The 20,372-nt window shown below is 71.7% G+C and carries 15 protein-coding genes and 1 pseudogene; 6 read left to right on the top strand and 10 right to left on the bottom strand.

Features of this window, described 5'->3' with window-relative positions:
* Positions 1-114 precede the first annotated feature (114 nt).
* The 4 genes from ACNPQM_RS25820 to ACNPQM_RS25805 all read right to left on the bottom strand — a co-directional run bounded on the left by ACNPQM_RS25820 (position 115) and on the right by ACNPQM_RS25805 (position 7,569).
* Positions 115-3,750, bottom strand: coding sequence for a beta-galactosidase (locus tag ACNPQM_RS25820; RefSeq protein ID WP_418085899.1), 3,636 nt, complete (start codon positions 3,748-3,750; stop codon positions 115-117).
* Positions 3,751-3,985: 235 nt separating this feature from the next.
* Positions 3,986-5,260, bottom strand: coding sequence for a ribonuclease D (locus ACNPQM_RS25815; RefSeq protein ID WP_358856383.1), 1,275 nt, complete (start codon positions 5,258-5,260; stop codon positions 3,986-3,988).
* A gap of 276 nt (positions 5,261-5,536) precedes the next feature.
* Entirely contained in the window at positions 5,537-6,199 is a 663-nt protein-coding gene (locus ACNPQM_RS25810; protein WP_024488613.1) for a helix-turn-helix transcriptional regulator, read from the bottom strand.
* A 710-nt stretch (positions 6,200-6,909) separates the two neighbouring features.
* Positions 6,910-7,569, bottom strand: coding sequence for a DUF3000 domain-containing protein (locus tag ACNPQM_RS25805; protein ID WP_358856384.1), 660 nt, complete (start codon positions 7,567-7,569; stop codon positions 6,910-6,912).
* Between the two features lie 91 nt (positions 7,570-7,660).
* On the opposite strand from ACNPQM_RS25805, the gene hemE reads away from it, so the two are divergent.
* Positions 7,661-8,734, top strand: coding sequence for a uroporphyrinogen decarboxylase (gene hemE, locus ACNPQM_RS25800; RefSeq protein WP_418085898.1), 1,074 nt, complete (start codon positions 7,661-7,663; stop codon positions 8,732-8,734).
* Between the two features lie 159 nt (positions 8,735-8,893).
* On the opposite strand, the gene ACNPQM_RS25795 is transcribed toward hemE, so the two are convergent.
* Both ACNPQM_RS25795 and ACNPQM_RS25790 read right to left on the bottom strand, forming a co-directional pair.
* Positions 8,894-10,273: an FAD-dependent oxidoreductase gene (locus ACNPQM_RS25795; RefSeq protein ID WP_418085897.1), complete on the bottom strand. Its 1,380-nt coding sequence runs from the start codon at positions 10,271-10,273 to the stop codon at positions 8,894-8,896.
* A gap of 47 nt (positions 10,274-10,320) precedes the next feature.
* A complete protein-coding gene (locus tag ACNPQM_RS25790) occupies positions 10,321-11,295 on the bottom strand; it encodes a DUF4349 domain-containing protein (RefSeq protein ID WP_418085896.1) in 975 nt (324 codons plus the stop codon).
* Positions 11,296-11,422: 127 nt separating this feature from the next.
* Here ACNPQM_RS25790 and hemG point away from each other — a divergent pair, with 127 nt between their 5' ends.
* Together hemG and hemQ are read left to right on the top strand one after the other, a co-directional pair.
* Positions 11,423-12,910 carry a protoporphyrinogen oxidase gene (hemG, locus tag ACNPQM_RS25785; protein ID WP_418085895.1) on the top strand — a complete coding sequence of 496 codons (1,488 nt, stop codon included), beginning with the start codon at positions 11,423-11,425 and terminating at the stop codon, positions 12,908-12,910.
* 4 nt (positions 12,911-12,914) lie between these two features.
* Positions 12,915-13,628 (top strand): hydrogen peroxide-dependent heme synthase, encoded by a 714-nt coding sequence (gene hemQ, locus ACNPQM_RS25780; RefSeq protein ID WP_358856389.1) that lies wholly within the window; start codon positions 12,915-12,917, stop codon positions 13,626-13,628.
* 362 nt (positions 13,629-13,990) lie between these two features.
* Here the strand turns inward: hemQ and ACNPQM_RS25775 are convergent, their stop codons facing one another.
* Positions 13,991-15,340 carry a DUF692 domain-containing protein gene (locus ACNPQM_RS25775; RefSeq protein ID WP_418085894.1) on the bottom strand — a complete coding sequence of 450 codons (1,350 nt, stop codon included), beginning with the start codon at positions 15,338-15,340 and terminating at the stop codon, positions 13,991-13,993.
* A gap of 494 nt (positions 15,341-15,834) precedes the next feature.
* Positions 15,835-16,584: a peptidyl-tRNA hydrolase gene (locus ACNPQM_RS25770; RefSeq protein WP_418085893.1), complete on the bottom strand. Its 750-nt coding sequence runs from the start codon at positions 16,582-16,584 to the stop codon at positions 15,835-15,837.
* 71 nt (positions 16,585-16,655) lie between these two features.
* Here ACNPQM_RS25770 and ACNPQM_RS25765 point away from each other — a divergent pair, with 71 nt between their 5' ends.
* The 3 genes from ACNPQM_RS25765 to ACNPQM_RS25755 are packed head-to-tail and all read left to right on the top strand — an operon-like array spanning position 16,656 to position 18,885.
* Positions 16,656-17,333 carry an AIM24 family protein gene (locus tag ACNPQM_RS25765; RefSeq protein ID WP_418085892.1) on the top strand — a complete coding sequence of 226 codons (678 nt, stop codon included), beginning with the start codon at positions 16,656-16,658 and terminating at the stop codon, positions 17,331-17,333.
* The gene (locus ACNPQM_RS25760) at positions 17,330-18,220 is read left to right on the top strand and encodes an ABC transporter ATP-binding protein (protein WP_358856499.1); all 891 of its coding nucleotides are present in this window, start codon (positions 17,330-17,332) and stop codon (positions 18,218-18,220) included. The genes ACNPQM_RS25765 and ACNPQM_RS25760 overlap by 4 nt, the downstream gene beginning before the upstream one ends.
* The gene (locus ACNPQM_RS25755; RefSeq protein WP_418085891.1) at positions 18,217-18,885 is read left to right on the top strand and encodes an ABC transporter; all 669 of its coding nucleotides are present in this window, start codon (positions 18,217-18,219) and stop codon (positions 18,883-18,885) included. The genes ACNPQM_RS25760 and ACNPQM_RS25755 overlap by 4 nt, the downstream gene beginning before the upstream one ends.
* Before the next feature lie 39 nt (positions 18,886-18,924).
* Here the strand turns inward: ACNPQM_RS25755 and ACNPQM_RS25750 are convergent, their stop codons facing one another.
* Positions 18,925-19,794, bottom strand: coding sequence for a polysaccharide deacetylase family protein (locus ACNPQM_RS25750; protein WP_418085890.1), 870 nt, complete (start codon positions 19,792-19,794; stop codon positions 18,925-18,927).
* Between the two features lie 351 nt (positions 19,795-20,145).
* Positions 20,146-20,372, bottom strand: a pseudogene (locus tag ACNPQM_RS25745) (hypothetical protein); the annotation flags it as partial.

Here is a 20,372-nt window from a genome sequence, read left to right as displayed (position 1 = left end):
CTGGGGGTAACCCCTGGGGGTTCCCCCCGGCCCCGGGTGGGGCTAACCACACAGGGGGGGGGGGGCCGGTGGTGGCGTCGGGGGCGCCGCCCCCCCCCCGCACGCCCCGGGACATCAACCCGTGCAGGTCAGTGTCGCGTTCGCCCAGTCTCCGTGGTCCTGCCCATAACCGTCGCCCGCGTTACCGACGACCAGGTCGAGGACCTTGGCGCCGGTCACATCGGCGTCCACCGCGAGGGCCGTCGCGTTCCCACGCATGACCGGGGTCGACGCGACCTCCTTGCCGTCCACGAGGACCTTGAAGGTGACGGAGCCACCGCCGTTCGTCTCGTCGTCGACGCCCACCGAGGCGCTGAAGCGGGTGCAGGCCCCGCCCAGGTACACGGTGACGTCACTGTCGGCGTGGATGCCGAGCCCCTTCGCGTACGACGTGCCCGCGATCGACATCGGCTTCCCGTCACCGGCCTCGTCCTCGCCGTTGGAGGTGTTGCGCTCCACCGGACCCCAGCCGTTGGTGGACGTGAAGTCCAGGTCCGAGACGTCGTGCGTGCCCTTGCCGGGCGGCGGAGGCGGCGTGGCGACGCTTGTTGCGGCCGCCGCCGTCCCCTCCTCGTACCGCGCAGTGGCCGACAGCACCGTGGAGGACGGCCCGCCCTCGGTGGGCCCGGTGACCTTCCAGGTGCGGGTCACGGTCTGCCCGGCCCGTACGACACCCAGCTGCTGTGTGGCCGCCGGCTCGGACTTCCACCCGTCCGGCAGTCGCAGCTCGAGCGCGGCGTCGTGGGCCGTGGAGCGGCGCGGAGCGAAGGTGGCCGTGACCTCGCCCGTGCCGCCGCGGGTGATCGTGTCCGGGGCGCTGATGCGCACATCGGCGTTCGCCCGCGGATCGCTGTGGGCGACGTCCGACCAGCCCGGCGAGGCGATGTCGCGGTAGCGCAGGGGCGTGGTGTGGTTTCCGTACGCCTCCAGCGACACCTTGCCGAGGCCGTCCCCGTCCGCGTCCTCGCCGATGACGGCGATCGCCACCGTGTTGCGGCCGTTCGTGCGCAGCATGCCCGGCTGGACCGGGAAAGTGGTCTGCGGACCCAGGTCGTTGACGTACAGACCGACCATCCAGCCGTTGACGTACACGAGCGCCCGGTAGTTCTTCGCCTTGTCGTCCGCGAAGGTCAGCCCCAGCGGCACGTCCTGCCCCTTCGGCAGATCGAGGTCGAAGGCGGTGCGGTACCAGGAGACGCCGGATGCGCTTGTGCCGCTGTGCGGCAGCGACACGGAGGACCACTTGTCATCCGGATAGCCCGGCAGGTGCATGCCGTGTCGCTCGCCGTACAGACCGCCGGTGTTCAGCGGCCCGCGTACCGGGTCGACCAGGTCCTCGCCGCCGAGCGCGCCCTGGAGCCGCCAGCCGATCTGCTTGTCCGAGCCCACCAGGCGTGCCGCAGTCAGCCCGCGCGGCTGCTTGTGGTGGTCGTCCGCGGACCAGTCCTGCTCGTGTGCCGTGTGGGCGGAGAGGACGGCCAGCACATTGTCCTTGCCCGGCTTCAGTGCCCCGGCGGGGATGTCGAAGCGGTGCGTGGCGTCCCCGCTGCTGCCCAGATAGACGCCGTTCAGCCATGCCAGATACGCACCGCCCTTGCCCGCGGTCGCGTCGACGTGCACTGCGGTCTCCGTGCCGGCCGCCGTGAAGTGCCCCCGGTACCAGACCGAGCCGGCGTGGAAGCCGTAGTGGTCCACCGACAGGGCCTGCTGATCGGCGGCACGCCAGGCCGCGTCGTCGAATCCGGGCTGAGCCTCGGGCGTCTCGCGGTGGAACTTCCAGCTGCTCAGGGTCGGCAGGGTGACGGGCTGCGGCCCGGCGAGGCTCGCCCCCGTGGTGTCCATGGCGCCCTTGGCGGGCTTGCCGTTCCAGGTGACGGACGTCGCCGGAGTACCGGTGATGACGTGCAGCTGCGCCGCCTTGTCGGTGTCACCGGTCAGCTTGAGCACGCCGTCCGCGTAGGAACTGGTGCGCAGCAGTTCGGGGCCGCCGGCGAGGACCGGGCCCTGCGGGGTGTCGAGGCGCCAGTACGTGTCCGCGGTCGCGTCGTCCGCGAGCAGCAGCAGGAGCGGGGTCGTGCTGCCGGGCGGGGTGATCAGAACCTTGGCCAGACCGTCGTGCGCGTAGTTCAGCCGCAGATCGCCGCTCGCCGCGTCCCAGGTCTGCTTGACCTGACCGCTGAGCACCTGGACCTCGGGCCGCTCCGCGTAGCGCAGCACGGTCTCGCCGTCCTCGCCGTGCCTGCCGTACAGCAGGGCCACATCGCGCGGGCCGAAGGTCCCGTGCGTCATGATCTCGGAGGTCGAGTAGCGCAGCTGCTGATGGTCCATCGCGTAGTCCGAGACCAGCAGCTTGGAGTCGCGGCCGTTGATCGTCAGCGCGGTGCCCGGCTCCTGCGGCACCGACGCGTAGTCACCGAGTACGAGGTGCGTGGTGTCCTTCGCCTTGTCGTTGACGCCCTTGTGGCGCACGACCGTGATACGGGTGCCGTTGTCCGGGTTGCGCCGGTCGCGGCGCAGCAGCGCGCTGTTCTCCGGCCCGGCAACGCTGACCTTCTCCGTCTTCGTCAGAGGTGCCACCGACTGCACCAGGTAGCCGAGCCGCTTGTTGACCAGGTACTTCTCGCTCAGCTGACGGTTCTCGCGGATCGGTGCGGCGTAGTCGTAGGAGGTGTAGACCGACTCGGGCGAGGCCAGCCAGCCCCAGGACGTGCCGCCGTAGGCCATGTAGAAGTTCTGCATGGTGGCGCCGGACGCGATGTTGTTCTCCCACGCGGCCTTGCTGAAGTCGGCGTTGGTGAGCTGTCGGCACTTGTCGAATCCGGGGCCGCCCCACGGGTCGAAGGAGCCGCTCTGGAACTCCGCCAGGAACAGCGGCTCGCCGGGCTTCTTCTCGCCCGAGAAGTCGGGCAGGCCATGCCAGACGTCCGGGTTGGAGCAGTTGAAGCCCTGGGGATACGCGTCGTACCCCTCGATGTCGAGTTCCTTGGTGAAGAGGCCGTAGTGATTGCCCGTCAGCGGCACGGTGATGCCGTCGGCGCGCGCCTTGTCGACCAGGTGCCGCATGTACGCGTGGCCGTCGTCGGTGTCCTGGTAGTACTCGTTCTCGACCTGATAGGCGATCACCGTGCCCGTGCCGTTGGTGAGCTGGTGCCGGGCGATGACCGGGTCGATCTGCGACAGCCACTCGTCGGAGGCGGCGAGGTAGTCCGGCGCGGTGCTGCGGGCCTTGCCCTTCTGGGTGACCAGCCAGCCGGGGAAGCCGCCGCCGTCGGTCTCCGCGTTGATGTAGGGGCCGGGCCGCGCGATGACGTAGATCCCGACCTCCTCCGCGATGTCGAGCAGCTTGTCGACGTCGCGGAGGCCCTTGAAGTCGTACACGCCGGGCTTGGGGGAGTGGAAGTCCCAGTCGAAGTAGATCGACGTCGCGTTGTAGCCGCCCGCCTTCATCTTCTGCAGGACGTCGCGCCAGGCGTCCGGGCTGGGCAGCCGCCAGTAGTGGAACTCGCCGGACCAGATGGAGAGCGGCTTGCCGTCGATGGTCATGGCCGTGTCGTCGTAGCCGACCGTGTGAGCGGGCTTCGCCGCCTGCGGCAGGGCCTGCGCGGGTGCTTCGGCGGTGAGGCCGAAGGAGCCCAGAGCGAGGGCGGTGAGCGCGACGGTGAGCCCGCGGCCCGCCCGTTTCGCAGCCCGAGGGTGTAATGGCGTGGACATGTCATTCCTCTCTGGAAGCAGGGTGCTGAGAGAAAGTGTTATGACACGCAGCTTAAGACTGTTGAACCGTGTTGAAAACAGTCTCGTCTTGGTGAATTTTGTGTCGGCGGCGGGCGCGCCAAGGCGTCCGGCGCCGCCGACACGGCGATGTGGGGACCGGTGACGCGGGGCCCGAGGCCGTCGGGCGCGGCCGCGGGCCGCAGAACCTGGCCCGAATTCGACCTCGGGAAGCCGCTCAGGCGGCCTCGGCCAGCGCGCGGACCAGCAGCGGCGCCACCTGTGCGACCTGCCAGCGCCGCGCCCCGTACGAGGTGAGCGCGTCCTCGACCGCACCCGGCGTCGGATTCTTCGGCGGCTCCCAGCAGATACGGCGCACCGTGTCCGGCGTGATCAGGTTCTCCTGCGGCATGTGCAGCCGCTCGGCCAGCTCCGACACCGCGGCGCGGGCCGCCGACAGCCGGGCGGCGGCCGCCGGGTCCTTGTCCGCCCAGGAGCGCGGCGGCGGCGGGCCCGCGAGAGGCTGGCCCGGCTGAGGGAGCTCGGCTTCGGGCAGCGCCTTGGCCCGGTCGACGGCCGCCTGCCACTGCTCCAGCTGGCGCCGTCCCATCCGGTGGCCGAAGCCGGGCAGGGCGGTCAGGGCCTGGACGTTGACCGGCAGCGCGAGGGCCGCCTCGACGATCGCCGCGTCGCCGAGTACCTTGCCGGGCGAGATGTCGCGGCGCCGCGCGACCTGGTCGCGGGCGTTCCACAGCTCCCGCACGACCGCCATCTGGCGGCGACGGCGCACCTTGTGCATACCGGACGTGCGGCGCCACGGGTCCTTGCGCGGGGGAGCGGGCGGCGCCGAGGCGATCGCGTCGAACTCCTCCTGCGCCCACTCCAGCTTGCCCTGACGGTCGAGCTCCCCTTCGAGTGCGTTGCGCAGATCGATCAGCAGCTCGACATCGAGCGCGGCATAGCGGAGCCAGGGGTCGGGCAGCGGGCGGGTGGACCAGTCGACGGCGGAGTGCCCCTTCTCCAGCGCGTAGCCGAGCACGCTCTCGACCATCGCGCCGAGCCCGACCCGCGGGAATCCGGCCAGCCGTCCGGCGAGCTCAGTGTCGAAGAGCCCGGTGGGGGTCATCCCTATTTCGCGCAGGCAGGGCAGGTCCTGGGTGGCGGCGTGCAGGATCCACTCGCTGCCCTGCAGGGTCTCGCCGAGCGACGACAGGTCGGGGCAGCCGACCGGGTCGATCAGCGCGCTGCCCGCGCCCGCACGGCGCAGCTGTACGAGATAGGCGCGCTGGCCGTAGCGGTAGCCGGATGCGCGTTCGGCATCAACGGCGACGGGGCCGGTGCCCGCGGCGAAGGCCGCGACCACCCGGGCGAGGGCGTCGTCGGAGGCCACCACCGGGGGAATGCCCTCGCGAGGTTCGAGCAAGGGGATCGGCGCCGGGGCGACGTCGTCCGGGGGAGCGCCCCCGGTGGTTCGCAGTGAAGTGTCTGCTGCGGTCTCTTGGGCGTCGGTCACGTGTCAAGGGTATCTGTGTATGCGCGGCGCCCCGCGACGGGAACATTCAGCTAACGGGGGCCCAGGAATTAAAAAAACCCCGGGACGAAATAAGGTAAACCCCCCCCGGGGTGACCTCGGTGTCTCGGGCGGCCTGGGGCCCGGGGGGGGCCCCCCCCGTCCCCGGGTCCCCGCGGACGGCGCGGCCCCCCCCCCCGCCCCGTTCCGTCGACGGGCGCCGATGAATGTAAACCAGCCGGGTCCGTATCTCGGTACACGCCGGCCGGTGTGCCGGGGTCAGTGGATGATGCCCGTGCGCAGGGCCACGGCGACCATTCCGGCGCGGTCACCGGTGCCGAGCTTGCGGGCGATGCGGGCGAGGTGGCTCTTGACCGTCAGGGCGGAGAGCCCCATGGAGACGCCGATGGCCTTGTTGGACTGGCCTTCGGCAACCAGCCGGAGCACCTCCACCTCGCGGCCGGACAGTTCGCGGTAGCCGCCCGGGTGGCTCGGGGTGCCGGGGGGCCGGCGGTGCATACGGGCGGCATTGGCGCCGATGGGGGCGACGCCGGGTCGGGTGGGGTGGCCGATATTGGTGCGCGTGCCGGTGACGACATAGCCCTTCACGCCGCCCGCGAGGGCGTTGCGTACGGCGCCGATGTCATCGGCGGCGGAGAGGGCGAGGCCGTTCGGCCAGCCGGCGGCTCGGGTTTCGGACAACAGGGTCAGCCCGGAACCGTCGGGCAGATGGACGTCGGCAACACAGATGTCGCGCGGGTTGCCGACGCGGGGACGGGCCTCCGCGATGGACGACGCCTCGATGACGTCACGTACTCCGAGGGCCCACAGGTGGCGGGTGACGGTGGAACGGACGCGGGGGTCGGCCACGACGACCATGGCCGTCGGCTTGTTCGGGCGGTAGGCGACCAGGCTTGCGGGCTGCTCTAGGAGAACGGACACCAGGCCTCCTGGGGAGTGGCGGAACGGGCCGGCTCGGGGATGAAGCCGGGGCGAACCGTGCTTGAAGGGTCATTGACCTCTTCGGCAGCAGACCCGTCCTCCTTTAGAGGAAGATCACGATTTCATGCGTAACAATTCGGACAAATCGGACGGGCGATCGATTGTACGACAAGAATGCCGGTATCTGTGCGAAGCCTGTGACGCACCGTCGCGGACAGTACCCGGCCGCCGGGACGCGCGGCATGATCCGGTGCCGCGCACTCCGGCGGCCGGGAGGAGCGTGCGGGCTGCGGCGTACGGCACCGCCGGCGGGACGCTGCAGGCAGGACCGGGTGTCCGGGGGTCCGGCGGCGCGACCGGGCGTGCGGGACGCGGGGGTGCGGACGCGGTGGCGCGGCGGGTGTGCGGGATCCGGCTGCCGGAGTGACGGGGCGTGAGGACCTGGGGGTACGGAACCGGCATACCGGGCCTCTGCCGGAGCCGACGCGTGGAACCCGGGTCCTGGATCCGGCTTCGGACCGCTGCAAGGAATCGGCACAACGGAACCGGTGGGATACGGAACCGGCGTAGGCAAGATCCGCCTCGGCGTCCGGCCTGCGCACCCACATGGCGCATCCGGCCTACGCACCCACATGGCGCATCGGCCCACGCACCCGTACGGCGCATCCGCCCCACGCACCCGGCCCTGGGAGTCCGCCCGTGCGGCCCCGCTACGGTGCCTGCGGGCCGCGCCGCTGGGGCAGTGTCACCACCGCCGCGTCGGCGGGTCCCGACGGCGGCAGGCCGGCGATCTGGCACAGCAGATCTCCCCACGCGGCCAGATGCGCCGCCGTGTCCGGCACTCCGCCACGCCCCTCGCGCGGCGTCCAGGACGCACGGATCTCGATCTGGGTCGCCGGGCGCCGCTCCGCCAGCGTCCCGAAGTAGTGGGAACCGGCGCGGGTGACCGTGCCGCCCGCCTCCCCGTACGACAGGCCCCGCGCCTCCAGCGCGCCGGTCAGCCAGGACCAGCACACCTCCGGCAGCAGCGGGTCGGACGCCATCTCCGGCTCCAGCTCGGCGCGTACCAGGGTGACCAGCCGGAATGTGCCCTGCCAGGCCTCATGCCCGGCCGGATCGTGCAGCAGCACGAGGCGGCCGTCGGCAAGATCGTCCTCACCGTCGACGACCGCCGCCTCCACGGCGTACGCGTGCGGAGCGAGTCGCTGCGGCGGCCGAGTCGGCTCCACTTCCAGCTCGGGGCGGAGCCGCGCGGAGCGCAACGCCTCCACCGCCGACCGGAACGCGGGCGGGACGGAACTGCCCTCCGCACTGTCCTTGCCGTCAGCGCTGTCGGAATGTTCGGAAAATTGTCCCTGAGCCGGAGCCATGCGGGGAAGAGTAGGCGGAACCGGAGCCTCGTGCAGGGAGGGACACCCTGCGGGACTCGGCTCCTTGCCGCTTCATGCGAAGATTCTGTGCGTGAGCGCCAACGACAGCCCCTCGGGCCAGCAGACGAAGACCTCCGCCACCCATGAGTCGGCATTCCTGAAGGCGTGCCGCCGCGAGCCCGTGCCGCACACGCCGGTCTGGTTCATGCGTCAGGCGGGGCGCTCGCTGCCCGAGTACCTGAAGGTGCGCGAGGGTATCGCGATGCTCGACTCGTGCATGATGCCGGAGCTGGTCACGGAGATCACGCTGCAGCCCGTACGCCGCCACAAGGTCGACGCGGCGATCTACTTCAGCGACATCGTCGTCCCCCTCAAGGCCATCGGGATCGACCTCGACATCAAGCCCGGCGTCGGTCCGGTCGTCGCGGACCCGATCCGTACCCGGGCCGACCTGGCCCGGCTGCGTGACCTCACGCCGGATGACGTCCACTACGTCACCGAGGCCATCGGCATGCTCACCGCGGAACTCGGGTCGACGCCGCTGATCGGGTTCGCCGGTGCGCCGTTCACTCTGGCGAGCTACCTCGTGGAGGGCGGCCCGTCCCGCAGCCACGAGCGCACCAAGGCGATGATGTACGGCGAGCCGGAACTCTGGGCCGAGCTGCTCGACCGGCTGGCGGAGATCACCGCTGCGTTCCTGAAGGTGCAGATCGAGGCGGGCGCCTCGGCCGTGCAGCTCTTCGACTCCTGGGTCGGCGCGCTCGCCCCCGCCGACTACCGCCGCTCCGTGATGCCGGCCTCCGCGAAGGTCTTCGACGCGGTTGCCTCCTACGGTGTCCCGCGCATCCACTTCGGTGTCGGCACCGGTGAACTGCTCGGGCTGATGGGCGAGGCGGGCGCGGATGTCGTCGGCGTCGACTGGCGGGTCCCGATGGACGAGGGTGCGCGCCGGGTCGGACCCGGCAAGGCGCTCCAGGGCAACCTCGACCCGGCGGTGCTGTTCGCGCCGACGGCGACGGTGGAGGCGAAGACGCGTGAGGTGCTGGACGCGGCCGCGGGTCTGGAAGGTCACATCTTCAACCTGGGGCACGGCGTGATGCCGGCGACCGACCCGGACGCTCTGACCCGGCTCGTCGAGTACGTCCACACGCAGACGGCCCGCTGAACCGGTCGCCGAGACGCATCCTGCTCGCCGTGAAACCCTCGGGTTCCGCGGCGAGCGGTGCATTCGGGGGCGCGGCGCAAGGGCGCGCACGGAGTGCCGGCTCACGGGATCGACCGGCCATGGAGTGGCCGTTCGCCTGCCCGACGGCGGAGAGCTCCCCTACACACCCGCCGCGCGCACGGCCTGGACCGTCTTGCGCGCGGCCACCAGGACCGGGTCCCACACCGGCGAGAACGGCGGGGCATATCCCAGGTCGAGCGCTGTCATCTGCTCCACCGTCATCCCCGCGGTGAGTGCGACCGCCGCGATGTCGACGCGCTTCGCCGCTCCGTCCCGGCCCACGATCTGTACGCCGAGCAGCCGGCCCGTGCGGTACTCCGCGAGCATCTTCACCGTCATCGGCTGAGCGCCCGGGTAGTAGCCCGCGCGCCCCGTCGACTCGATCGTCGCCGTGACGAACCGCAGCCCCACCGCGCGGGCGTCCTTCTCCCGCAGCCCCGTCCGGGCGATCTCCAGGTCGCAGACCTTGCTGACCGCCGTACCGACCACGCCCGGGAATGTCCCGTACCCGCCGCCCGCATTGGAGCCGATGATCTGGCCGTGCTTGTTGGCGTGGGTGCCCAGCGCGATATGCCGGGTGCGGCCCGCCACCAGGTCGAGAACCTCGACGCAGTCGCCGCCCGCCCAGATGTTGTCGTGCCCGACGACCCGCATCGACAGATCGGTGAGCAGACCGCCGTGCGGGCCGACCGGGAGGCCGGCCGCGCGGGCCAGCGTCGTCTCCGGTTCGACGCCGATGCCGAGCACCACCACGTCCGCGGGGTGGGTCCCCTCCTCCGTGGCGACCGCGGCGACCCGGCCGTCGGCACCGGTGATGATCTTGCTGACCCCGGCACGGTTCACGGTCGTGATGCCCAGACCGTCCATCGCGTCGTGGACCAGGCGCCCCATGTCGGGGTCGAGCGTCGCCATCGGCTGCTCCCCGCGGTTGAGGACCGTCACCTCGAAGCCGTGCTTCAGCAGCGCCTCCGCCATCTCGACACCGATGTAACCGGCGCCGACCACGACCGCGCGCCGGCCGGGCGCCCGGTCCAGGGAGTCCAGCAGCGCCTGGCCGTCGTCCAGGGTCTGCACCCCGTGCACCCCGGCCGCGTCCATGCCGGGCAGCGCGGGGCGCACCGGCCGGGCACCGGTCGCGATCACCAGCTTGTCGAAGCCGGTCCAGTACGTCTCGCCGGTCTCCCGGTCCAGCGCGCGCACCCGCTGCCCGGCGACATCGATCTCCGTCACCTCGGTGCGCATCCGCAGATCGATGGCGCGGGCCCGGTGCTCCTCGGGCGTACGGGCGACGAGGTCGTCCCGCTGCTTGACGTCTCCGCCGACCCAGTAGGGGATGCCGCACGCGGAGTACGAGGTGAAGTGGCCACGCTCGAAGGCGATGATGCCCATCTCGTCGGGCCCCTTGAGCCTGCGGGCCTGGGACGCGGCGGACATGCCCGCCGCGTCCCCGCCGATGACCACCAGTCGCTCCGCTGCCATGCCGGGTCCCTTCGAGCGTCGAGTACGAAGGGACCACGCTACGACCCTCAGGGAGCGGACGGAGCTTCCGGCGGTACGGAGGCGTGCTCGACCGCCCGGCGCGTGCGGCGCCGGGTGCGGACCAGTCGCCAGAGCAGCAGCAGTGCGGCCGCGGCCGCCAGGAACGGCGCCGCCGCACCCACCGCCATCGCGATCCACTTCACCGTTGTCACGAACGCGTGCCAGCCGCCGCCGAGCGCGTCCACGAACCCCGGATCGTCGTCGTCCGTGCCCTGCGCCGAGGACTCCGGCTCGGCGAGGTCGAGGGTGATCGTGGCCAGGGTGGTGCGGTCCTTGAGCGACTCCTGCCGGGCGAGCAGCGACTCCAGCTCCGCCTGGCGATTGCTCAGTTCCCCTTCCAGGGCGACCACATCGGCAATCTTCTCGGCCCGGTCCATCAGTTTCCGGACCCGGGCGACGCTCGCCCGCTGAGTGGCGATCCGGCTCTCCACGTCGACGACCTGATCCGTGACGTCCTTCGCCTCCGACGTACGGGACAGCAGCTTCCCGCCGCCCGCCAGCTTCCGCAGCACGGCGTCGTACTCGGCCTGCGGCACCCGCAGCACCAGGTGCGACGTCTCGCGCAGGTCGTCGATCCGGTCGGTGGACTCGTTCGCCACCAGCCCGTCCGCATCCTCCGTGACCGAACGGGCCGCCGCGGCTGCCTTCGGCACGTCCTTCACCTCCACGGAGAGCGAGGCCTTACGGATGACATGGGTGGTGGTCGGCGCGGGGGACCCGGTCGACCGATCCGGGCTGCCTTCGGTGGCCCCCCGGTCCGACTGCCCGCTTGCGGCGTCGGCGCGCCCCGCGGGAGCTGCCGCCTTGTTGTCCGCGGCGTCCGCTGCCTTCGTGCTGCTGCCTGACTTGTCGTCGGCGGCGCCGCAGCCGCTCACTGCGAGCAGCGCGGCAAGCATCCCGGCGGCGAGCACCCTGCGTGAACGACGGGTGGACGAACGGCTCGAATGACGTGGGCTCTGCATAACTGCTCCCCCGGGGCGGGTGGTTGATGGTGCCGGTTCGACGTGCGAGGCGGGGGTGCAGGTTGCCCTTTACCGGTTTCGAAGCGGTCACGGTCAGGACTCGGAAGAGGTCTGAGAGAGTGGAGGCATGCAGCGTTCAACACACCGCGCGGACACAGGTACGGGTCATGTCGTCGTCATCGGCGGCGGCATCGCCGGACTCGCGGCCGCCCACCGGCTCATCGGCGCAGGACTGAGGGTCACGCTCCTGGAGGCGACCGACCGGCTGGGCGGCAAGCTCATGACCGGCGAGATCGCCGGCACCCGGGTCGATCTGGGTGCGGAGTCGATGCTGGCCAGACGACCCGAGGCGGTCGACCTGGCGCGCGCCGTCGGGCTCGGCGACCGGCTTCAGCCCCCCGCCACCGCCGTCGCGTCGGTCTGGACGCGGGGCGAACTGCGGCCGATGCCCAAGGGCCACGTGATGGGCGTCCCGGGCGACCCCGACGCACTCAGCGGGGTGATCTCCCCGGAGGGCCTGGCCCGCATCGCGCAGGAACGGGACCTCACGCCGACCGAGGTCGGCGACGATGTCGCGGTCGGCGCGTACGTCGCCGACCGGCTGGGCCGCGAGGTCGTCGACCGGCTCGTGGAGCCCCTGCTCGGCGGAGTCTACGCGGGCGACGCCTACCGGATCTCGATGCGTGCGGCCGTGCCGCAGCTCTTCGAAGTTGTCCAGGAGGGCGGCTCGCTGCTCGACGGCGTGCAGCGCATCCAGCGGCAGGCCGCAGCCCGGCAGCAGACCGGCCCGGTCTTCCAGGGCATCGACGGCGGCCTCGGCACCCTGCCGGACGCGGTCGCCGAGGCCGTGCGCGCCGGAGGCGGCGAGATCATCACCGCCACGCCCGTCCTGGGCCTGACCCGTACCGCCGACGGCTGGGACGTCCGCACCGACACCCGGGTGATCACCGCCGACGGCATCGTCCTCGCCGCCCCCGCCTGGTCCGCGTCGACGCTGCTGGCCGCCGAGTCCCCGGCCGCCTCCGCCGAGCTCGCGGGCGTCGAGTACGCGTCGATGGCGTTGGTCACCCTGGCGTTCCGGCGCTCCGACGTGGCGGCCATGGGCGCCCTCGAGGGGCGCTCCGGCTTCCTCGTGCCGCCGGTCGACGGCCGCACGATCAAGGCGTCCACCTTCTCCACCCACAAGTGGCAGTGGGTCGCCGACGCCGCCCCCGACCTGTTCATCCTGCGTACCTCGGTCGGCCGGTACGGCGAGGAGGACCACCTCCACCGCGAGGACACCGAACTCGTCGACGTCTCGCTGCGTGACCTCGCCGACGCCACCGGACTCGCTGCGAAGCCGGTGGACACCGAGGTCACCCGGTGGCTCGGCGGCCTGCCCCAGTACCCCGTCGGTCATCTGACCCGGGTCGCCCGGATCCGCGACGAGGTCGCCAAGCTGCCGGCCCTGCGGGTCTGCGGAGCGGTGTACGACGGGGTCGGCATCCCCGCCTGCATCGCCGGCGCCCAGCGGGCCGCGGACGAGATCGCTGCGGACATCGCGGGCGGGACCGCGGGAGAGATCATTGCCACTCCGACCCCGGTTCAGGGCACACGGAGCGAGGCGGGACAATAGCCGTATGAGTGCGCCTGAGAAGATCCCGAACGCCGGCAAGAAGGCCAAGGACCTCAACGAGGTCATCCGCTACACACTGTGGTCCGTCTTCAAGCTGCGCGATGTGCTGCCTGCCGACCGTGCCGGTTACGCCGACGAGGTCCAGGAGCTGTTCGACCAGCTGGCGGCCAAGGACATCACTGTCCGCGGCACCTATGACGTGTCCGGCCTGCGTGCCGACGCCGATGTCATGATCTGGTGGCACGCGGAGACGGCGGACGAGCTGCAGGAGGCGTACAACCTCTTCCGGCGCACCAAGCTGGGCCTGGCGCTGGAGCCTGTCTGGTCGAACATGGCGCTGCACCGCCCCGCCGAGTTCAACAAGTCGCACATCCCGGCCTTCCTCGCCGACGAGACGCCGCGCAACTACATCAGCGTGTACCCCTTCGTGCGCAGCTACGACTGGTACCTGCTGCCCGACGAGGACCGCCGCCGCATGCTCGCGGACCACGGCAAGATGGCCCGCGGCTATCCTGATGTCCGCGCCAACACCGTGGCCTCGTTCTCGCTCGGCGACTACGAGTGGATCCTCGCCTTCGAGGCCGACGAGCTGTACCGCATCGTCGACCTCATGCGTCATCTGCGGGCCTCCGAGGCGCGGATGCACGTCCGCGAGGAGGTCCCCTTCTACACGGGCCGCAGGAAGTCCGTGGCAGACCTGGTGGCCGGGCTCGCGTAGCGAGCGGGCTCCGACCACCCCAACCCGGAAGATCAGACGGCGGGCGCCGGCGCACAGCTGTGCGCTGCCCGCCGCTCCAGCGACACCGGGTTCGGCTTCGGGTTCGCCGAGGGCTCCGACCTGCGGCGATCCCGAGACCTGCGGGGAAGCGCACCGCCCTTCCCCGCAGGTCCCCGGCCCGCCTCCGCGTGGGCCGGTCGCATGTTCCCGCGCGGCGGCACGACGGTCCGTCGCGCCCCGCCGCCCGGGCGCTCACCAGCCAGGAACGGCCTCGCCCTGTACCGCGAGGGCGACATCGGCCGCATCCCGCGGGTTGTGGGCGACCATCGGCGTCGCCGGCAGGGCGACGATGTTCACTCCGGTCACCTCCCGATGAGCGCGGCGCGGGCAGCCCGGACCAGCCGGGTCGTGCGGCTGGGTGGCCTGGCGGCCGCGCGGTCCTGCCACCAGACGGTCAGCCGGCGCCGGGCGGCGTCGTCGGTGGGGCGCCCGGCGATCAGCAGCTGCTCGACGAAGTCCATTGCGTCGCGCCGGTATCCGGCGGCCATGGGGCGGTTTCTGGCGTACGCGAGGAAGGCGCGCCGGTAGCCGTCCCCGAGGATTTCGGGCAGCTCGGGTGCCACCTTGGCGACGACAGCGGCGCGCTTGGCGGCCAGTGCGCGGCTCTGGACACCGAGGCGGTGGTGGTCGAAGCCCTCGGGGGCGGGGGTGCCGGCGACGAGGGCGGAGAGCAGCGCGGTCTGGGCGACAGCGGCGCGGTCGCGGGCGGACTCGGTCGTGGGGCCGGGGGAAGAAGCGGTGGAGTGTGCGGCGGGGCGCCCTGGGGGTTCGACGCGGGCGACGCCGTCTCCGGACGTCCGGGCGCCCTGTCCCCGTCCGGGCCCCGTCTTTCCTGCCGCGGCCAGCGTGGCGCGGATCGCCGTCAGTTCGCCCGCCAGCTCTTGCGCGGGCGGGAAGGCGTCGTCGCGTTCCAGGAGTACGCCGGGCGGTTCGACCCGCGAGCGGAGCTCGGTGAGCACGTCGAGGACGGGCCGGGTCACCGGGTGGGCGTGCGTGTCGTGCCAGACGCCGTCCTTCTCGATGCCGCCCGCCACATGCACGTACGCGATCGCCTCCACCGGCAGCTCGTCGAGCGCCCTCGCGGGATCCTCGCCGCGATTGACGTGGTTGGTGTGCAGGTTGGCCACGTCGATCAGCAGTCGGACCCCGGTGCGTGCGACCAGCTCCGCCAGGAACTGGCCCTCGGTCAGCTCCTCGCCCGGCCAGGCGATCAGCGCCGCGATGTTCTCCAGCGCCAGCGGCACCGGCAGCGAGTCCTGCGCGATCCGGACGTTCTCGCACAGGACGTCCAGCGCGTCCCAGGTCCGCGGCACGGGCAGCAGGTGGCCCGCTTCGAGCCCCGGCGACGCGGTGCGTGTCCCTCCGGCCCGTACGAAGGCGATGTGCTCCGTGACCAGCGGTGTGTCCAGCAGCGTGGCCCGCGCGGCAAGGTTCGCGAGCCGGCCGGGGTCGGGACGGTCGGCCCCGCCGAGGCCCAGCGAGACGCCGTGCGGGACGACGGTCACGCCGCGGGCGCGGAGCCGTACCAGGGAGTCGGGCAGGTGGTCGGTGCAGAGGTTCTCCGCGACTGCTTCCACCCAGTCGATCCCCGGCAGCGCCTCCACCGCGTCCGCGATCTCCGGTCGCCAGCCGATGCCGATTCCCAGCTCCATGGTGTCCCCCTCCTCCACTGTGTGCAGGGGTGATGGCCCCGACGGGCCGCGGCCAACCCGAAGCGGGGACGTTCAGAGCATGATTTGAGGTTCCGGCCACAGAGGGACCGGCGCGTGGACCGGCCGGGCGGTGCGGTCCCGCTCAGGGCATCGGCGTCGTGGACGGACGCGAGGTGAAGGACCGGGGCGTGTTTCGAAAGTTCCACCTGCCGGGCGACGCCTGGCACGCACGCTCGCTGCGTTGTCGGGATCACCCCGATACGACCGGTATCGGGGTGACCCTCCGCCTTGCGATCGCACGCCCCGGACGCCGCCCGGCTCCGCGGGCGCCGGCAGCGGCGGCACCCCGTCCCCGGACGGCGGCCACGTCCCGGGCCCGGCGTCGAATCAACCGCCCGGCTCCGACGACCGGCGGCTGACCGGTCGTTCGAGATGCTGGGCAGTAGTGCCGGTGACGGCAGTATCGGGAGACATGTTTCGGCGCACCGAAGTGTTCAGCGGCGCAGTGCCGGATGGTCGGCGACCACCGTGCAGGATCCCGGGGCGATCTCCGTGAACCCGGCGTCACGTACCACCGGCAGTCCGCCCCCGGTGAGTTCAGCCCAGCGGGTGGTGTCCGGGGTGGCGACGGAGAGCGGGAAGCCCGCCTCCCGCCACGCCTTGCGCTCTGTGTCCGACAGTTCCCACCAGGCGAGCTGCGCTCCGTGCCCGGCCTGTGCCATCTCCTTGCCCGCGGACATGTCGAGCTCCGGGTTCAGCCAGAGCACCGGGCCGCACGGGTCGGGTGCGGCGGGCGGCTCGGGGTCGTCCAGGTCCGTCCCCGACACCTGGAGCTTCGCCAGCTCCTTCGGCCAGCCGTCGAGCGGAACCGGTGGGAACACCCGCACTTCGGCGCTCTCGCCGGTGACCGTGATGCCGGGCAGCGCGGACGCCTTGCGCCACTCAGCGCCCCGCGCCCGCCGCACCACCTTGCGGATCCGGGCGTCCTGCCAGTCGCGCATCACCTGCGCCCACTCGCCCTCGCCGGCCGACCGCTCGTCCGAGAGCATCACGAGGACGGCGCGGGCGGCGGTGCGCAGCGCGTCGGTGCGGGCCGGGGGGTCGGTCTTCTCGATGTGCACGACCAGCGGAAGCACGTACTGCGGGGCCTCGTCGCGGCCTGTCGGCTCGGAGTGGAACGGGGAGGCCGAGGGGGCCACGGCGCCGGACGAGGACGGGGGTGCGGAAATGTCGTTGCTGCTCACTCGTCCCAGTCTGCCAGCCGCCCGGCCCGGCTCCTTGGCGGAATCAAACGGTCCGGGTGAGGATGCACCGCATGAAGAGCGATCTCTTTTCCAGCGAGAACATGGCCCAGCCGGCAACCGCCCCTGGAATGACCCTGCAGAACGCCAAATCCATCAAGTACGCCGTGAACGGCGAGATGCACGCCCGCCAGGGATCGATGGTCGCCTTCCGCGGCAATCTCCAGTTCGAGCGCAAGGGCCAGGGCCTCGGCGGCATGCTGAAGCGCGCCGTCACCGGCGAGGGACTGCCGCTGATGGCGGTCCGGGGGCAGGGCGAGGCGTGGTTCGCGCACGAGGCCGCCAACTGCTTCATCGTGGACATGGAGCAGGGCGACGTCCTCACCGTCAACGGCCGCAACGTCCTCTGCTTCGACTCCACCCTGGCGTACGAGATCAAGACCGTGAAGGGCGCCGGGATAGCCGGTGGCGGGCTCTTCAACAGCGTTTTCAGCGGTTACGGCAAGCTCGGCCTGATCTGCGACGGCCACCCGATCGTGATACCCGTCACGGCCCAGCAGCCGGTGTACGTCGACACGGACGCGGTCGTTGGCTGGAGCGCCCAGCTCAGCACCTCACTGCACCGCTCGCAGAGCATCGGCTCGATGATCCGCGGCGGCTCCGGCGAGGCAGTCCAGCTGATGCTGCAGGGCGAGGGATTCGTGATCGTCCGACCCAGCGAGCTCAAGCCCGAGAAGGCATCGGCCAACTGAACCTGACAGGAGTGGGCCGACGGTACGGCCTCGGCGGACCATGGGTGCTGCGCGGGGTCGACCTCGACCTGCCCGCGCACACCCTGGTCCGGATCGAGGGCGCCAACGGCACGGGAAAGTCGACGCTGTTGAGGCTGATCGCCGGGATTGACGCCCCGACCGAGGGCCGCATCACCGGCCGACGGCCGCGCACGGCGTATGTCCCCGAGCGCTTCCCGGCGGCGCTGCCGTTCACTGCCGCCGGGTACCTCGTCCACCTCGGGCGGATCCACGGTCTGCGGACCCCGGAGGCGACCGGGAGGGCGCAGGAGTGGCTGGCGCGCTTCGGAGCCGCCGGCCACGCCCGTACCCCCCTGTCCGAACTGTCCAAGGGCACCAGCCAGAAGGTCGCCGTCGCCCAGGCGCTGCTCGCCGAACCGGAGCTCCTGGTCCTGGACGAGGCATGGACCGGCCTGGACACGGCGGCCCGCGGCGAGCTGGACCGCGCGGTCGCGGAACGGGTCACGGCCGGGGCCACCGTCGTCTTCGTCGACCACGATCCGCGCCGACTGGCCGAGGCGGTCGACGTCACCCACCGGGTCGAGGGGCACCAACTCGTCCCCGTAACGGCGGCGGAGACCGGGGACGGGACGGCCGGGCCACGGGTACGCATCGAGGTCACGGGCGCGTCCGGGGCCGTCCTTCCCTCGGGGCTGCCCGGTGCACCGGTGCAGGAGCCCCGGCCCGACGGAACCGTCCGGCTCACGGTCGCGGCCGTGCACTCCGACGCACTCCTGCGCGCCCTGCTCACAGCCCGCCCGCCCTGGCACATCACACACCTGTCGGCGGCAGCGGCACCCGAACCGACGCCCCGGACCGAACCGTCAGGGACCCGACAGGCACGATGACTGCTCTGATCCGCTACCAGGCCGCCCTGCTGCTCCGCTCTCAGCGCTGGCTCGCCCCCCTTCTCCTGTACGCCGTCTTCCTCGCCGTCGGAGTCCAGTCGGGGCAACCCGTGCTCGACTCGCTCGGTTACGCCGCCGCCGCGCTCCTGCCCGTCACCGCCTGGCTCGTCCAGCTCTGTGCCACCCAGGAACCGCCCGCCGCCCGGACCGTCGCCGCCGCTGCGGCCGGGCAGCCGCGGGTCCATCTGGCATCGCTGCTCACCGCCGCGGGCTGTGCCGGGCTGCTGGGCACGGCGGCCACCGCGATCGTGCTGCTGATCAGCGATCCGGCCAACGCCGACCACACCGTCCGCGTGCCGCTGCTGCCCGCCGCGCTCGCCGGGCTGCTCGCCGCCGCCTGCTGCGTGCTGCTGGGAGCGGCGGTCGGCGCGCTGTGCACCCGCCCGGTGGTGCACCGTCGCGGCTGGTCGGTCGCGACCACCGCGCTCGCCGCCCTGCTGTCCCTGGTGACCACCGGATCGCCCGCGAAATACGCGGTCACGGGACTGGTCACCGGATCGCTGACCGGAGCGGTACACATCCCCGTCCTGCCCCTGATCTGCGCCGCCCTGGCGGCCTGCGCGGTGGCGGCGGTCGTCTGCAGGCTGACTTCGCTGCGCGGGTGAGCTGACCAGGTCCTGTCACCGAGGGTGTGCGGCGTCCGGTCAAAGCCTCATCAGTTCGGAGACCTTCACGAAGCGGTACCCGTGCCTGCGCAGTTCCGGTACCACCTGGCTGACGGCCTCGGCCGTGACGGGAGCGGCGCTGCGCGTGCAGTGCATGACGACCAGGGACCCCGGCTTCACCCCGGCCAGCACCTGCTTGGCCACCGCGTCCGCGTCCTTCGCGAACGCGTCACCGCTGACCACGTCCCACTGCACCGCCGTCAGTTTCTCGGACGCCAGGGTGCGCAGCGCCGCATCGTTGTAGCAGCCGCCGGGGAAGCGGAAGTACGGCACCAGATGGAGCGCGCCCGTCTTCCGGATCGCCGTGAAGGCCCGCTCCACGTCGGCGCGCATGTCGGCCTTGTCCAGGACCGGAAGTCCGTAGCAGGGCGACGTGAAGGCGTAGTGGCTGTAGGAGTGGTTGGCGATCTCGAAGAGCGGGTCGTTGCCGATGGACCGGGCCTGCGTCGGGTACTCGTCCGCCCACCGCCCCGTCATGAAAACGGTCGCGGGCACCTTCAGGCGGCGCAGCAGGGCGATCAGCTCCGGGTTGTCGAAGTGCTCGCCTGCCGCTGCGCGCGGACCCTCGTCGGCTGTCATATCGGCGTCGAAGGTGAGCGCCACGACCTTGTCCGTGGTGTTCCGCGCGCGCTTGAAGACCGGTGTCAGCCCGGGCCGGCTCGGTGCCATCGTGGGTGGCTGGTTCTCCACGGGCGCGGGCTTCGCGGACGGTGGCGGCGGCGGGGCGGCGGACTGTGCGTGCCGGGGGGCCTGGGCGGAGTGTGAACCCGAGCTCTTCGGCGTGGTGTCAGTGCCGCAGCCGGTCAGAAAGGTGCCTAGAACGGCGCCCAAAGTGACCATTGCGGTCATTTTCCCTACAGAATTGATCACTTATGGAAAGTAGCCGATCTTCCGGGGAGGAGTCCGGTGTGGCGCTCCTTGGGGTGCCGGTGAGAACACTGTCACCGATCCTGCTGGCTTATTCCGTGCCCAGCGGGGCTGACGGCTCGTTGGGCAGGACAGCAGCGGCCCGGCTGGCGGCTACGAGGACCTGGGCGCGCAGACGGGCGGCGGAGTTGCACTACGAGTGCGCCCGGGGTGGCACGGGCTTGCCCGCGTTCTACAGGGCGGTGTACTGGGTCAGCGCCCTGTAGGACCTGGCTCTGTCCGGCACCCGCCGCGCGGCGCCGGAAGATCGGCGTGGCGCGGCGGGTGGCCGGGTCAGATCAGCGTGTTGTAGATGTTCCAGCCGGTGCCGATCCGGGTGCGCTTGCCGGTGAGGCCGCGCTTGCCTGTGGAGGAGTACGAACCTTCGTACGCCCAGAGGTTGCCGCTGGCGTCTCGGGCCACCAGCTCCTTGCCCTCGCCCCAGCCCAAGTCGTCGCCGAAGGCGAGGGCACGGTAGGTGCCGAAACCGACGCCGAACTTCTGCGGGGCCTTGAGCGGGG

The organism is Streptomyces sp. NPDC056231, from assembly GCF_048270745.1.
Lineage (GTDB): Bacteria > Actinomycetota > Actinomycetes > Streptomycetales > Streptomycetaceae > Streptomyces.
The sequence above is the reverse complement of the archived record's forward strand: the minus strand, read 5'-3'. Positions and strand labels throughout refer to the sequence as shown.

Excerpts from the sequence above, each read along its gene's own strand:
- hemQ (WP_358856389.1), top strand. The coding sequence starts at position 12,915 with ATGAGTGCGCCTGAGAAGATCCCGAACGCCGGCAAGAAGGCCAAGGAC.
- ACNPQM_RS25795 (WP_418085897.1), bottom strand. The coding sequence starts at position 10,273 with ATGGCAGCGGAGCGACTGGTGGTCATCGGCGGGGACGCGGCGGGCATG.
- ACNPQM_RS25805 (WP_358856384.1), bottom strand. The coding sequence starts at position 7,569 with ATGGCTCCGGCTCAGGGACAATTTTCCGAACATTCCGACAGCGCTGAC.
- ACNPQM_RS25750 (WP_418085890.1), bottom strand. The coding sequence starts at position 19,794 with ATGACCGCAATGGTCACTTTGGGCGCCGTTCTAGGCACCTTTCTGACC.
- ACNPQM_RS25765 (WP_418085892.1), top strand. The coding sequence starts at position 16,656 with ATGAAGAGCGATCTCTTTTCCAGCGAGAACATGGCCCAGCCGGCAACC.
- hemG (WP_418085895.1), top strand. The coding sequence starts at position 11,423 with ATGCAGCGTTCAACACACCGCGCGGACACAGGTACGGGTCATGTCGTC.
- ACNPQM_RS25775 (WP_418085894.1), bottom strand. The coding sequence starts at position 15,340 with ATGGAGCTGGGAATCGGCATCGGCTGGCGACCGGAGATCGCGGACGCG.
- ACNPQM_RS25790 (WP_418085896.1), bottom strand. The coding sequence starts at position 11,295 with ATGCAGAGCCCACGTCATTCGAGCCGTTCGTCCACCCGTCGTTCACGC.
- ACNPQM_RS25820 (WP_418085899.1), bottom strand. The coding sequence starts at position 3,750 with ATGTCCACGCCATTACACCCTCGGGCTGCGAAACGGGCGGGCCGCGGG.
- ACNPQM_RS25755 (WP_418085891.1), top strand. The coding sequence starts at position 18,217 with ATGACTGCTCTGATCCGCTACCAGGCCGCCCTGCTGCTCCGCTCTCAG.